We start from the raw sequence: 14,175 nt of genomic DNA, 5'->3' as shown, positions 1-14,175 counted from the left end.
GATAGATATGAAAGAGATTTTAGTTCTTGGTGGAACAAGATTTTTTGGAAAAGAATTAGTTAAAGAACTTATAAAAAAAGGCAATAATATTACTATATTAACAAGAGGAAATTTGGAAAATACATTTGAAGGAAATGTGAAACATATAATAGCTGACAGAAGTAATAAAGAAAGTTTAGAAAAGGCTGTAGATGGACTTAAATTTGATATTATTTATGATAATATTTGTTATTCGCCTAATGATGCATTGATAAGTACTGAGGTATTTAAAAATAAGGTAAAGCGATATATAGTTACATCTTCAGCAGCAGTTTACGGAAATATAAAAAAAATAGGACTAAAAGAAAGTGATTTCAATCCTAAAAATTATAAAATATCTTTTGGAAAAAGAGAAGATTTTTCATATGAAGAAGGAAAAAGGTTGATGGAAGCTGTATTTTCAAAATATGCAAGTTTTGAAGTTGTTATGGTAAGATTTCCGATAATCATAGGAGTAAATGATTACACTAATAGATTAAATAAATATATACAAGAAATAAGTGAAAATAAAAAAATATATATAAAAAAAATAGATAGTAAAATAAATTTTATAACAGATGGAGAAGCAGCTATATTCTTAAGATGGCTTATGAAAAAAGAGATAAAGGGTCCGATTAATGCTGCTTGCTATGGGGATGTGTCTCTAGGAGAGATTATTAATATAATAGAAGAAGAGTGTGGGGAACAAGCGATTGTGGACAAGACTATGGATGTGTTGGATACTTCACCGTATACAAAATTTTCAGGGATGACTCTTTCTACAGTATGCATAAGAAGTTTCTTTAATTATAGATTTAAAGATGCACGAAGCGAAATGAGAAGTATAGTCAAGGAAATAATAGAAACAAAGAATAGAAATTGTATAAAGACACCATAAGAATATTTAGAATGAACAATCTATAGAGAAGATTAATTAAAAAGCTTACTTTAGAGCAAGCTTTTTAGGGCGATTTAATCGGAAAAATTAAAAGTTTTAACCAAAAATATTACAAATGCATATCTTATTATTAAAGAACTTAAAGGAGATAAGCCATATGGATATAATAGTATTGGTATTAGTTGCTATAGGAGTATTAACTTGGTCTTTAATAATATTTAAAAGAAAATATGATTTATATAAAAAGAGTGAGAAAGTAAAAGGGAAGATTTTAGAGTTTAGAAAATATGAGGAAGTAATAGTAGAGACATGGGATTATAAAAAAAAAGTTACTATATATAGACCGATTATTGAAATATGTATTGATGGAATAAATAAAACTTTTCATTATGAAGAAGAAATAAGTAAAAAAAAATATGAAAATAGAGATGAAATCGATATCTTGTATAATAAGGAAGGAGACAATATTTATATTGATTCTAAAATAGAGTTTTTTAAGTTTCCAATATTATTACTAATACTTAGTATAGTATTTCTTGGAGTAATAGTGATATTGTACTTATTTAAATATTGATAAATAGGAAATTTACCCAAGGGGTAAGTTTCTTTTTTTATAGATATTTAGATTGGAATAGAAGGTATTATAAATTGCTTAATTTTTCTAGATAAGTATTGACAATGAAGTGCGGTTATATTATAGTTTGATTATCAAAACATTTGATATAAGAAATATTTGATGAACATTGATTTATATCGTAAAAGGGATTATAGTTATATTGCAGAATATAACGTGGAGGATTAGAGATGGATAAAAAAAAGGTGGTTTTAAATGATTTGTTTGTACAAATATTTAACGATATACTTCAAATTGAGGAACAAGCATTAAAACAAGGTGCATTAAATGATTTATCAGTTACAGAAATGCATACATTAGATGCAATAAGAATGTATACAGAAAGAACAATGTCAGAAGTTGCTCAAGATTTGAAAATAACTGTAGGTACTTTAACTACAGCAATTAATAAACTTATTAAAAAAGGATATGTTGAAAGAAAAAGAATTGAAGAGGATAGAAGAGTTGTATTAATTAAGTTAACTAAAAAAGGGAAACTTGCCTATAGAATGCATGAAAAGTTTCATAGTGATATGATAAATGCAACTATAGAAGGATTATCAGAAGAAGAAGAAAATACACTTATTTCATCCTTAGAAAGATTAAATAAATTCTTTAAAGTTGAATATAATTTGAAAGAATAAGGAGAAAATAGATGAATGAAGTTAAGATAAGATCTGTTGGAGCATATTTACCTTCAAAAGTAGTAACAAATGAAGATATGAGCAAATTCGTGGAAACTAATAATGAGTGGATAGTAGATAGAACTGGAATAGAAAGCAGAAGAATATCAGAAGGTGAAGATACTTCAGATATAGCTTATAAAGCAGGAAAAATTGCTTTAGATAGAAGTGGATTTAAAGGTGAAGATTTAGATTTAATCATAGTTGCAACTTTAACACCAGATAACTATACACCGTCAGTTGCATGTATGCTTCAAAAAAAATTAGAAGCTAAAAATGCCACTGCCTTTGATGTTAACGCAGCATGTACAGGATTTATATATGCACTGGAGATTGGAAAGAGCTTGATTCAAGTAGGAAGATACAAAAGAGCACTTATAGTTGGAGCTGAAACATTATCTAAAATAGTTGATTGGTCTGATAGATCAACATGTATACTATTTGGAGATGGAGGCGGAGCTTGTATTTTAGAAAAAACAGAAGAACAAGGAATAATTAATTCTTATAGTATATCTGATGGCGAAAAAGGTGATACTTTAATAGCAGGAGCTAGAGATGTAATAAACCCCTTCGTTGAAAAGATAGAAGAAAAGCATAAATATATAAGTATGAATGGTAGAGAAGTTTTTAAATTTGCTACTAAAGCTATGGTAACATCCGTAGAAAAAGTACTAGAAGGAACAGAATATAAATTAAGTGATATTGATTTAGTTATTCCACACCAAGCAAATTTAAGAATAATAGACTATGCAGCTAAAAAGCTAAATTTACCTAGAGATAGGTTTTATATAAATTTAGAAAAAGTCGGTAACACATCAGCTGGATCAATTCCAATAGCATTAAACGGTGCCTTTGAAGATGGAATATTAAAAGAAGGAATGTTAATTGTATTAGTTGGTTTTGGTGGCGGCTTAACTTGTGGAGCCACATTAATAAAAATGTAAATAATAAAAGAAATATATATTAATTGGAGGAATTTAAAATGATATTTGAAGAAATCAGAGAAGTAGTATGTGAACAATTAGGTGTAGAAGAGAGTGAAGTTAAATTAGAAACAACTTTTGAAGAATTAGGAGCAGATTCATTAGATCTTTTCCAAGTTGTTATTGAAATTGAAGAAAAATACGGAATTCAATTAGAAGATGCAGAAAGCATTAAGTCAGTTAAAGATGCTGTAGATTACGTTGAATCAAAAAAGAACGCTTAATATAAGCTTTTAGAATTATAATAGAAAATCGGGCTTCTTCTTTAAAATAAAGTGGAACCCGATTTAACTATATAAAGAGAAATCTTTTATAGGAAGATGGAGGAATTTTTAATTATGAAAAATAGAATTTGTGAAGTGTTAAATATAGAAAAACCAGTATTACAAGGAGGAATGGCATGGATAGCAGATGCATCTTTAGCAACTGCTGTTAGTGAAGCAGGAGGACTTGGAATTATAACAGGAACAGCGCCAATTGAGTGGATAAGAGATGAAGTAAGAAAAGTTAAAGAAAAAACAGATAAACCATTTGGTGTAAATATAATGCTTATGTCTGAACATGCAGATGAAGTGGCAAAACTTGTATGTGAAGAAAAAGTTCCAGTAGTTACAACAGGTGCAGGAAGTCCAGGTAAGTACATGGAAATGTGGAAAGAACATGGAATAAAAGTTATACCAGTAGTTGCATCAGTAGCATTAGCAAAAAGAATGGAAAGAATGGGAGCAGATGCAGTAGTTGCAGAAGGAACTGAATCAGGTGGACACGTAGGACAATTAACAACTATTACATTAATACCACAAGTTGTAGATGCAATAAATATTCCTGTTATAGCAGCTGGAGGAATTGGAGATGGTAGAGGAGTAGTAGCATCTTTTGCACTTGGAGCAGAAGGAGTTCAAGTTGGAACAAGATTTTTAGTAGCTACTGAATGTACTGTTCATCAAAATTATAAAGATAAAGTTTTAAAAGCTAAAGATATAGATACTGAAGTAACAGGAAGATCAACAGGGCACCCTGTTAGAGTTTTAAAAAATAAATTATCAAGAGAATATACAAAGCTAGAAAAAGAAAATGCACCAAGTGAAAAACTAGAAGAACTTGGACGTGGAGCACTTCCAAGAGCTGCAAAAGATGGTGATATTGTTACAGGATCAGTGATGGCAGGACAAATATCAGGGCTTGTAAATAAAGAAGAGACTTGTAAAGAAATAATAGATGATTTAATGAATGGAGCTAAAAAAGTAATTAAAAGCTTGGAGGATTAATACATGGGGAAAATAGGATTTCTTTTTGCAGGGCAAGGAGCTCAAGCAATTGGAATGGGAGAAGACTTATTTAATAATAGGGAAGAGTGTAGAGAAGTTTTTCTTGAAGGAGAAAAAATTCTAGAAATGGACTTATTAAATAAGATGTTTAATGGTAGTGAAGAAGAACTAACTAAAACTAAAATAGCACAACCGGCTATAGTTTTAACATCAATAGCTGCTGCCAAAGCTTTAGAAAGTGAAGGCATAAAAGCAGATTATTCATGTGGATTAAGTCTTGGAGAGTATTCTGCTTTAATAAATGAGAATATTATATCTTTTGAAGATGGATTAAAGCTTGTTAAAGAACGTGGAAGAATAATGGATTTTTTCGGAGAAAAAACAAAAGGAAAAATGGCCGCAATTTTAAAGCTTAAAGAAGATAAAATAGATGAATTAATCCAAAGATGTAGTGAATATGGTATTGTTCAAGTAGCAAATTATAATTGCCCTGGGCAAACTGTTATAGGAGGAGAAGTAGCTCCTATAGATAAAAGTATAGAGATAGCTAAAGAACTAGGAGGGATGGGAATTCCATTAAAGGTTAGTGGAGCATTCCATACATCATTATTAGATGAAGCTAGTGAAGAGTTTTATAATGAAATAAAGAAAATAAATTTAAATAAAATAGAAAGTAATATTTATTCAAATTTGAAAGGTGAACTTTATGTGGAAGAAGATAATTTACAAGAAATTCTTAAAAAACATATGGTTAAGCCTGTATATTTAGAAAAAATAATAAGAGATATGATATCTAATGGTGTAGATATTTTCATAGAGATAGGACCAGGAAAAACTTTATCTGGATTTGTAAAAAAGATAGATAGAGGAGTAAAAGTTTTTAATGTTCATAATTTAGATAGTTTAAAAACTTGTATAGAAGAAGTGAAAAATTCTAATAATTAAAAATTTTGGAGGACTTTATGTTAAAAGGAAAAAATGCAATAGTAACAGGAGCTACTAGAGGTATTGGTAGAGAGATTGCAAGAAAACTTGCTGCTTTAGGAGCAAATATCTTAATAAACTATAGAAGCAATGATAAAGAAGCAGAAGAGTTAAAAAAAGAATTAGAAAACATGAATGTAAAAGTAGAAGTTTACAAGTGTGATATAAGTGATTTAGAAAAAGTATTAGAAATGATTCAGTATGCAAAGGAAAAATTTGAAAAAATCGATATAATGGTTAATAATGCTGGAATAACAAAAGATACTCTAGTATTAAGAATGAAGGAAGAAGATTTTGACAATGTTATTGATGTTAATTTAAAAGGTGTATTTAATTGTATAAAAGCAATAACACCTATCATGGTAAAACAAAGAAGTGGAAGCATAATTAATATGTCATCTGTAGTAGGTATTACAGGAAATGCAGGTCAAATAAATTATGCAGCATCTAAAGCAGGTGTAATTGGAATGACAAAATCTTTAGCAAAAGAACTTGGTGGTAGAGGAATAAGAGTTAATGCTGTAGCACCAGGATTTATAGAAACAGATATGACTGAAGATTTAAATGAAAAATATAAAGAGGAAATTAAAAAAGCATTACCATTAAAAAGACTTGGAAAAGCTGAAGATGTAGCAAATTTAGTAGCATTTTTAGCAGGTGAAGAGTCATCATATATAACTGGGCAAGTTATAAATGTTGATGGCGGAATGGTAATGTAATTGGAGGATTTTTTATGAATAGAAGAGTTGTAGTTACAGGTATGGGAGCATTGACTCCTATTGGGAATAATGTAGAAGAATTTTGGAATAATGTTAAAATAGGAAAAAATGGAATAGATGATATAACTTTATTTGATGTATCAGAAGGTACAGTTAAAGTTGCAGGAGAAGTTAAAAACTTTGATCCAACTATAGTTGGAAAAAAAGAAAGTAAAAGATTAGATAGATTTTCTCAATTTGCGTTAGCAGCAGCAGAAGAAGCAATAACAGAAGCAAATTTTGATTTCGAAACTGTAGATGCTACTAGAATTGGTGTTATGGTAGGTTCGGGAATAGGCGGATTTCAAACTATTGAATCAGAAGTTGCTAAAATAGCAACTGGAGCGTCGAAAAGAGTATCACCATTTTTTATACCTATGTCAATTGTAAATATGGCATCAGGAAATGTATCTATTAAATATGGATTAAAAGGACCATCTTTAGCAGTAGTTACAGCTTGTGCTACAGGAACTAACTGTATTGGAGATGCATTTAGACAAATTAAACATGGATATGCTGATGCAATGGTAGCTGGTGGTGTAGAAGCTCCAATTACTAAAGTTTCAGTAGAAGGATTTACAAGTTTAAAAGCTTTAAATACATCAAATAATAAAGAGAGAGCTTCAATACCTTTCGATGCAGAAAGAAGTGGTTTTGTAATGGGTGAAGGAGCTGGAATTCTAGTTTTAGAAGAATTAGAACATGCAAAAAAAAGAGGGGCTAAAATTCTAGGAGAAGTAGTTGGATACGGAGCAACTTGTGATGCGTATCATATTACATCACCAGATCCAGAAGGAGAAGGTGCAGCAAGAGCTATGAATTTAGCAATGGAAGAAGCAGGTATAGAAAAGGAAGAACTTTCTTATATTAATGCACATGGAACATCAACACCATTAAATGATAAATTTGAAACTGTAGCTATAAAAAGATCGCTTGGAGATTTTGCATATAAAATTCCAGTTTCATCAACTAAGTCTATGACAGGGCATCTTTTAGGAGCTGCTGGAGGAGTAGAAGCTATAGTATGTTTAAAAGCAATGGAAGATAGTTTTATTCCGGCAACTATAGGATATAAAGTAAAAGATGAAAATTGTGATTTAGATTATGTTCCAAATGAAGGAAGAAATGGAGAGTTAACATATACTTTAAGTAACTCTTTAGGATTTGGTGGACATAATGCAACTTTATTATTTAAGAAGTATACAGAAAGATAGGAGGAATTTTTTATGAATATTAAAGAAGTAAAGGAATTAATAGAATTAATAGATTCTTCTGAGATAGCATATTTAGAATTAGAAATTGATAATGCTCATATAAAACTAGATAAATCATTAACTAGAGGAAACGCTAACTTAGTAGAACAGAAATCAGCAGTGAATGTAGATAATACAAGTCAGAAAATTGTAGAGTCTATTAAAAATAAAGAAAAAATAGAAGAAGTTAGTGAAGAGGTTAGTACTGATAATGGAGATTATATGTTAATAAAATCTCCAATGGTGGGAACATTCTATTCATCTCCATCACCAGATAGTTCAAAATTTGTAGCAGTTGGTGATGAAGTGAAAAGTGGAGATGTCTTATGTATAATTGAAGCAATGAAACTTATGAATGAAATAGAAAGTGAAATTAATGGGAAGCTTGTAGAAGTATTAATTAAAGATGGTGACATGGTTGAATATGGAACACCATTATTTAAACTTAAGGAGATGTAAATTTTATGATGAACATTAATGAAATAAAAGAAATTTTACCACATAGATATCCATTTCTTTTAGTTGATAGAATAGTAGAAATGGAAGAAGGAAAATTTATAAGAGGTTATAAAAATGTAACTGCAAATGAACAGTTCTTTAATGGACATTTTCCACAAGAACCAGTTATGCCAGGTGTTTTAATATTAGAAGCTATAGCACAAGTTGGAGCAGTTGCACTTTTAAGTATGGAGCAATACAAAGGAAAAACTCCACTTTTTGCAGGAGCTGATAAGGTAAGATTTAGACAAAAAGTTGTGCCTGGAGATAGATTAGAATTAAGTTGTGAAATAGTGAAACTTAGAGGACCAGTAGGAATTGGAAAAGGAATTGCAACAGTAGACGGCAAAAAAGTATGTGAAGCAGAGATAATGTTTGCAATAGGATAGGTGATTTTTATGTTTAAAAAAGTTTTGATAGCAAATAGAGGCGAAATAGCTGTAAGAGTTATAAGAGCTTGCAGAGAGCTTGGAGTTTCAACAGTCGCTGTTTATTCAGATATAGATAAAGATGCGTTACACGTTCAAATAGCTGATGAAGCAGTTTGTATAGGTGGGTATATGGCAAAAGATAGTTATCTTAATATAACTAATATTTTAAGTGCTTGTGTACTTACAGGTGCTGATGCTATACATCCAGGTTTTGGATTTTTATCTGAAAATGCAAAGTTTGCTAAGATGTGCAAAGAGTGTAACATAAAATTTATAGGACCAGATTATGAATCAATAGAGCTTATGGGAAATAAATCACGTGCTAGAGAAATCATGAAAGATGCTAAAGTACCTGTAGTTCCAGGGTTTGAAGGTGAAATAAGAGATGTAAATCATGCAATAGAAATTGGCGAGAAAATAGGATATCCTCTTATGATAAAAGCATCTGCCGGTGGTGGTGGGAAAGGAATAAGAGTTGCCTATAATAGAGAAGAGTTTGAAAAAGGATATAGTACTGCTAAAGCAGAATCAATGGCTTGTTTTGGAGATGATACTTTATATATAGAAAAATTTGTGGAAAATCCAAGACATATAGAATTTCAAATTTTAGGAGATGAATTTGGAAATATAATTCACCTTGGAGAAAGAGAATGTTCTCTTCAAAGAAAGAATCAGAAAGTATTAGAAGAAGCTCCATCGTCTGTAATGAATGCAGAATTAAGAAAAAAGATGGGTGAAATTGCAAAAGAAGCTGGAAGAGCTGTAAATTATAAAAATGCAGGAACTATAGAATTTTTAGTAGATAATGAAAATAATTTTTATTTTATGGAAATGAATACTAGAATTCAAGTGGAACATCCAATAACAGAGATGGTAACTGGTATAGATATAGTAAAAGAACAACTTAAAATAGCCAGTGGAATGGAATTAAAAATAAAGCAAGAAGATGTTAAAATTACTGGTCATGCAATTGAGTGTAGAATAAATGCTGAAGAACCAGAATTTGATTTTAGACCATGTCCAGGGAAAATAACAGAATTATATTTACCAGGTGGATTTGGAATAAGATTGGATTCAGCGATATATTGTGGTTATAAAATACCTCATTGTTATGATTCTATGCTTGGTAAGCTTGTAGCTTATGGAGATAATAGAGAAGAAGCGATTATGAGAATGAAAAGAGCTTTAAGTGAATTTGGTGTTGGAGGCGTAAAAACAAATATAGAATTCCAATACTGGTTATTAGAACTTGATGAATTTTTAAAGGGTGAATATCATACAGGATTTTTAGGGAATAAATTAAAGGAAAAAATGGAGAAAAGATAGATGCTTAAAGATTTATTTAGTAAAAAAAAGAGTTATGGAACTTTAAAGAATAATGAGGAAATAACAGAATTATCACATCCTAATATTCCATCAGGAATGTGGGATAAATGTGAAAAGTGTAATTCAATAATTTATCATGAAGATTTAATAGAAAATAACTATGTATGTAATAAATGTAATCACCATTTTAAACTTAGAGCACAGGCTAGAATAAAAATGTTTCTAGACAATGGGAGCTTTAAAGAACTGTATAAGAACCTTCAAACAAGTAATCCACTAGATTTTAAAGGATATGAGGAAAAGTTAGAAAAAGCTCATAAATCAACTGAGAGTAGTGAAGCTGTTGTTACTGGGATAGGTAAGGTTAATGGTATTTCAGTAGCTGTAGGTGTGATGGATAGCTTTTTTATGATGGGAAGTATGGGAACTGTTGTTGGAGAAAAATTAACTAGATTAATTGAAAAAGCAATGGAAGATAGACTACCTTTAATTATATTTACGGCTTCTGGTGGTGCAAGAATGCAGGAGGGAATTTTTTCTTTAATGCAAATGGCTAAAGTTAGTGCAGCGCTTGCAAAGTTTAGTGAAGCTGGACTTCTTTATATAACTGTTTTAACTTATCCAACGACAGGAGGAGTTACTGCAAGTTTTGCAATGGAAGGCGATATAATTTTAAGTGAACCAAATGCATTAATTGGATTTGCAGGGAGAAGAGTAATAGAAAATACTATTAAACAAAGCTTACCAGATGATTTCCAAACAGCAGAGTTTCTTTTAGAAAAAGGTTTTATAGATAAGATAGTTCATCGAAAAGAGTTAAGAACTTGTATTTATAAAATATTAAAACTTCATGGAGGTAAGAGACATGAGTAGAGGATTGATAAAAACAATGTCTCCATGGGATAAAGTAAATGCAGCAAGACATAAAGATAGACCTACGGGAGAATTTTATATAAATAATATATTTGAAGACTTTATTCAATTCCATGGAGATAGAAACTTTGGTGATGATAAAGCAGTAATAGGTGGAATTGCATTGTTAGATGGAACTCCAGTAACTGTTATTACAATTACCAAAGGAGAAAATACAAAAGAGAATATAGAGAGAAACTTCGGTATGCCAAAGCCAGAAGGATATAGAAAAGCATTAAGACTTATGAAGCAAGCAGAAAAGTTTAATAGACCGATAATTTGCTTAATAGATACATCAGGAGCTTTTTGTGGAATAGAGGCAGAGGAAAGAGGGCAAGGGCAAGCAATAGCTAATAATCTCTTTCAGATGAGTACCTTGAAAACACCTATTATATCATTGGTAACTGGTGAAGGTGGAAGTGGAGGTGCACTTGGATTAGCGGTGGCTGATTCAGTTGGGATGCTAGAGCATTCTATATATTCCATTCTTTCACCAGAGGGATTTTCATCTATATTATGGAAAGATGGAAGCCGAGTGAAGGAAGCTGCTGAAATTATGAAGATTACAGCACAAGATCTAATGGGTTATAAGATTATAGATTTTATAGTGAAAGAGCCAAATGGTGGCGCTCATAAGAATCCAAATAAAACTGCTTTAAGCATAAAAAAAGCTTTAATAGAAGAATTGAAAAAAATAAATAATATAGATATGGAATCTTTAATAGAAAAGAGATATAATAGATTTAGAAAATTTTAAAAGGTGCATCATTTGCACCTTTTTTATCGTATAAGATATAAAAAAAAATAAACATAATAAGAGATGAAAAGAGGAAAAAAGATGTATATAGTATTTGGAGATAAGATTATAGACACAGAAGAAATTAAAAATATAATAACTGAGAACACAGATTTTAAAGTTATAAAAGATATGAGTAAAGGAACTAAGAGAGAAGATATGGCAGCATTTAATCTTTCGCTTAGTATAGATTATCTTAATGAATTGATAAGTGAGACTTGCAATGTAAGTGAATTATCAGAAGATGAATTATTTGAGGAATACTTAGCTATTGCTGAGGAACTTGGAGTAGATATTGAAGAGTATTTACCTAAATATAGTAAAATAAAATTTAAAGCATATAAGTGGGATTTATCAGAAAATGCAATAAATTGTATCGTTGCAATAGGCAATATGGAAGTTAAAGGAAATAAAATGTTAGATATTATAAGAAGATTAGAAAGTCAAGTTGAATAAAGTTTTATTAGGCATAATATAATAAGGTATAAGCAATTTTATAGAGGTTATTATGATAATAAAAGCAATAGTGCTTCCTACGCCTATGAGAATAAAAAAGAAGTTTAAAAAACTTAAGGGTGACGAAATTTTTTTGTATTCTCTTATAGGTGGAGGAATTCTTTTAATAAGTTTGATAAAAGTAGAAAATAAAGTATTACCTATATTTGGATTAAGTTATTGTGGTCTATCATATGCTTTTTTAAAAAAAGTTGATGATGATGTATTAGAAGTTATTTTAAAGAATAATAATTACTTTTATAGAATATAGGGATTTTTAGCAAATGAGAAAGATAGAGGTGGAAAGTTGAAGTACAATATTAGAGATATGGAAGAAAACGATTGGAACGAAATGGAAAAAATTTATGCTGATGGGATAAAAGCTGGAGCAACTTTTCAAAAGGAAGTAACATCTTATGAATATTGGAATAAAATTTATTTGAAAAAATGTAGATTAGTAATATGCGAAGATGAAAAGGTTATTGGGTGGACAGCAGTAAGGCATATATCACCAAGAGAAGCTTATAATGGAGTCGTGGAATTAAGCATATACATAGATAGAGATTATAAGGGAAAGGGTGTTGGTGGAGCACTTTTAAATGGATTGGTTAAAGAAACGGAAAGATGTGATATATGGAGTATACAAGCTGTTATACTGAGAGACAATCTTGGTAGTTTGAGGCTTCATGAAAAATGTGGCTTTAGAACAATAGGAATAAGAGATAGAGTAGCAAAACTTCCAAATGGTGACTGGATGGATGTTGTACTAATGGAGAGAAGAAGTAAAATAATTTTTTAAATATAAAAAAGCTAGAAGTAAATTTCTAGCTTTTTTTATTTGAAAATATTTTAATTTATTAATCGTGATTCAAGAATTAAGTAGGAAATACCAGTGGAATCCTTAGAATAAGTATTTATAGTTTTCAAGAAACTAGGATCTTTATAAAAATTATATGCTAATGCTAAATAAGAAATAAAAGAACCATTGTCTTCCTCATGAACATTTTTACCAGAGATATTCTGATAAGGCCAATTATCCTTTCCTAAAAGATAATTATTTAAATAAGTAATAGCAGATTTAATATTACCGCCATAAATAGAGGTATAGTTCCAAATAGGAATAGAAAATTGTTGACCAATGTCAGCAAGAGTAATGAAAGCTTCTAAATTATATTCAGTATAGTCAACAGATTTAGTTCTAATTAAAGCAGATGGGATTTTCCCACCATCTTTTATTTGTGGTGTTATAACGTCCGGACCTACTGAAGTAAGAGATTTTAATGTATTTTCTTTATTTCCAGCAAAAGCATTAAATAAAGAGAGCTCAGATTGAAGCCAAGTACCATGATTATCAATTTTTAAAGTGTTAAAACTTAAATTAGATGAAGTAGTAAGCCAAGCAGAAAAACTATTGAACCAATCTTTTAATCCTTCTAAATCAGAAGAAGACAATGAATTCGAGTCTTCAAGTAAATATATATCATTTACAACTTGAATAAAAGGAATAGCTGAAATCATATTGGAATTATTGAAAGTATAGGTTTTACCAGTTGAGGTAACAAAAAATTCTCCAAAATTCATATTAGGATTCATTTTGGTAGCGGGATTTAAAAACCAAACTTTTAGAAATTGTACAGCTTTTGTTGCATAAGATTGATTTCCTGTTAAAGCATATGAAAAGGATAATGTATTTAAATTAGAAACTAATTTAGCTAATCTTTGAGAATCAAACTTTGAAGAATCTAATCTTTCAGGATTATCTACACCATCTTTAACAGTATAGCCTGTCTTAGAACTAGGATCGTTAAATAAATATGGAGTCATTGCGGCAAAATCATGGTTTGTTTCCCCTTTAGCTATTAAAGAGGTTTTATCAGTAACAGTAGGATAAGAATTTGAATTTAATAAAACATTACCATCAGATTCAATTTGTGTTATCGTCTCTTTAATTTTAGTATTAGAACTATTATTTAAAGCAAAAATATCAGCCTTATTATATTCTCCTTTAAAAGTATTAAAATTTTGTAATTTATACTTAGAAGAAATATTTTCTTTATAAGAATTTAAAAAATAACCAGAAAGAAAAGAAACAATAAGTAGTAATAAAGAAATAATAATTAGATAAAACTTTTTCATTTGTAGAATTCTCCTTATGATATTTAAGTAGTTTTTTCTATTTAATCATAAATTTGAGTCCTAGAATTGAAAAAAATATTAAAATAAATAGTATTTAGTAAAAAAAAGTTTGAATAGAGAGAA

General features: G+C 29.7%; 18 protein-coding genes. 17 read left to right on the top strand and 1 reads right to left on the bottom strand.

Going from position 1 to position 14,175, the window contains the following annotated elements; all coding sequences use genetic code 11:
• Positions 1-7: 7 nt before the first annotated feature.
• From Q0W06_RS04400 to Q0W06_RS04320, 17 genes are all read left to right on the top strand, one after another.
• Positions 8-916, top strand: coding sequence for an NAD-dependent epimerase/dehydratase family protein (locus Q0W06_RS04400; protein ID WP_297631908.1), 909 nt, complete (start codon positions 8-10; stop codon positions 914-916).
• A 157-nt stretch (positions 917-1,073) separates the two neighbouring features.
• Entirely contained in the window at positions 1,074-1,490 is a 417-nt protein-coding gene (locus tag Q0W06_RS04395) for a hypothetical protein (protein ID WP_297631906.1), read from the top strand.
• A 230-nt stretch (positions 1,491-1,720) separates the two neighbouring features.
• Entirely contained in the window at positions 1,721-2,173 is a 453-nt protein-coding gene (locus Q0W06_RS04390; RefSeq protein ID WP_297631903.1) for a MarR family transcriptional regulator, read from the top strand.
• Positions 2,174-2,184: 11 nt separating this feature from the next.
• Positions 2,185-3,156: a beta-ketoacyl-ACP synthase III gene (locus Q0W06_RS04385; RefSeq protein WP_297631901.1), complete on the top strand. Its 972-nt coding sequence runs from the start codon at positions 2,185-2,187 to the stop codon at positions 3,154-3,156.
• A gap of 38 nt (positions 3,157-3,194) precedes the next feature.
• Positions 3,195-3,419, top strand: a complete 225-nt coding sequence (locus Q0W06_RS04380) for an acyl carrier protein (RefSeq protein WP_297631898.1) — start codon at positions 3,195-3,197, stop codon at positions 3,417-3,419.
• 111 nt (positions 3,420-3,530) lie between these two features.
• Positions 3,531-4,463: an enoyl-[acyl-carrier-protein] reductase FabK gene (gene fabK / locus Q0W06_RS04375; protein WP_297631961.1), complete on the top strand. Its 933-nt coding sequence runs from the start codon at positions 3,531-3,533 to the stop codon at positions 4,461-4,463.
• 3 nt (positions 4,464-4,466) lie between these two features.
• Positions 4,467-5,408 carry an ACP S-malonyltransferase gene (locus Q0W06_RS04370; protein WP_297631896.1) on the top strand — a complete coding sequence of 314 codons (942 nt, stop codon included), beginning with the start codon at positions 4,467-4,469 and terminating at the stop codon, positions 5,406-5,408.
• A gap of 17 nt (positions 5,409-5,425) precedes the next feature.
• The gene (gene fabG, locus Q0W06_RS04365; protein WP_297631894.1) at positions 5,426-6,166 is read left to right on the top strand and encodes a 3-oxoacyl-[acyl-carrier-protein] reductase; all 741 of its coding nucleotides are present in this window, start codon (positions 5,426-5,428) and stop codon (positions 6,164-6,166) included.
• 14 nt (positions 6,167-6,180) lie between these two features.
• The gene (gene fabF, locus Q0W06_RS04360; protein ID WP_297631892.1) at positions 6,181-7,419 is read left to right on the top strand and encodes a beta-ketoacyl-ACP synthase II; all 1,239 of its coding nucleotides are present in this window, start codon (positions 6,181-6,183) and stop codon (positions 7,417-7,419) included.
• A 12-nt stretch (positions 7,420-7,431) separates the two neighbouring features.
• Positions 7,432-7,917, top strand: a complete 486-nt coding sequence (gene accB / locus Q0W06_RS04355; protein WP_297631890.1) for an acetyl-CoA carboxylase biotin carboxyl carrier protein — start codon at positions 7,432-7,434, stop codon at positions 7,915-7,917.
• Between the two features lie 5 nt (positions 7,918-7,922).
• Positions 7,923-8,345 (top strand): 3-hydroxyacyl-ACP dehydratase FabZ, encoded by a 423-nt coding sequence (gene fabZ / locus Q0W06_RS04350; RefSeq protein WP_297631888.1) that lies wholly within the window; start codon positions 7,923-7,925, stop codon positions 8,343-8,345.
• Positions 8,346-8,354: 9 nt separating this feature from the next.
• Positions 8,355-9,713, top strand: coding sequence for an acetyl-CoA carboxylase biotin carboxylase subunit (locus tag Q0W06_RS04345; RefSeq protein WP_297631886.1), 1,359 nt, complete (start codon positions 8,355-8,357; stop codon positions 9,711-9,713).
• Positions 9,714-10,586, top strand: a complete 873-nt coding sequence (accD, locus tag Q0W06_RS04340) for an acetyl-CoA carboxylase, carboxyltransferase subunit beta (protein ID WP_297631884.1) — start codon at positions 9,714-9,716, stop codon at positions 10,584-10,586.
• Entirely contained in the window at positions 10,579-11,382 is an 804-nt protein-coding gene (locus tag Q0W06_RS04335; protein WP_297631882.1) for an acetyl-CoA carboxylase carboxyltransferase subunit alpha, read from the top strand. Before accD ends, Q0W06_RS04335 begins: the two co-directional genes overlap by 8 nt.
• 81 nt (positions 11,383-11,463) lie before the next feature.
• A complete protein-coding gene (locus Q0W06_RS04330) occupies positions 11,464-11,877 on the top strand; it encodes a hypothetical protein (RefSeq protein ID WP_297631880.1) in 414 nt (137 codons plus the stop codon).
• 52 nt (positions 11,878-11,929) lie between these two features.
• On the top strand, positions 11,930-12,187 hold the full coding sequence (locus Q0W06_RS04325; RefSeq protein WP_297631879.1) for a hypothetical protein: 258 nt from the start codon (positions 11,930-11,932) through the stop codon (positions 12,185-12,187).
• Positions 12,188-12,223: 36 nt separating this feature from the next.
• Positions 12,224-12,715 carry a GNAT family N-acetyltransferase gene (locus tag Q0W06_RS04320; RefSeq protein WP_297631877.1) on the top strand — a complete coding sequence of 164 codons (492 nt, stop codon included), beginning with the start codon at positions 12,224-12,226 and terminating at the stop codon, positions 12,713-12,715.
• 50 nt (positions 12,716-12,765) lie between these two features.
• Here the strand turns inward: Q0W06_RS04320 and Q0W06_RS04315 are convergent, their stop codons facing one another.
• Positions 12,766-14,052 carry an alginate lyase family protein gene (locus tag Q0W06_RS04315; protein WP_297631875.1) on the bottom strand — a complete coding sequence of 429 codons (1,287 nt, stop codon included), beginning with the start codon at positions 14,050-14,052 and terminating at the stop codon, positions 12,766-12,768.
• Positions 14,053-14,175: the final 123 nt, after the last annotated feature.

Source organism: uncultured Clostridium sp., assembly GCF_947072515.1.
In the GTDB taxonomy this organism is placed as follows: Bacteria; Bacillota; Clostridia; order Clostridiales; family Clostridiaceae; genus Clostridium.
This window is presented reverse-complemented; position numbering and strand designations above follow the sequence as displayed.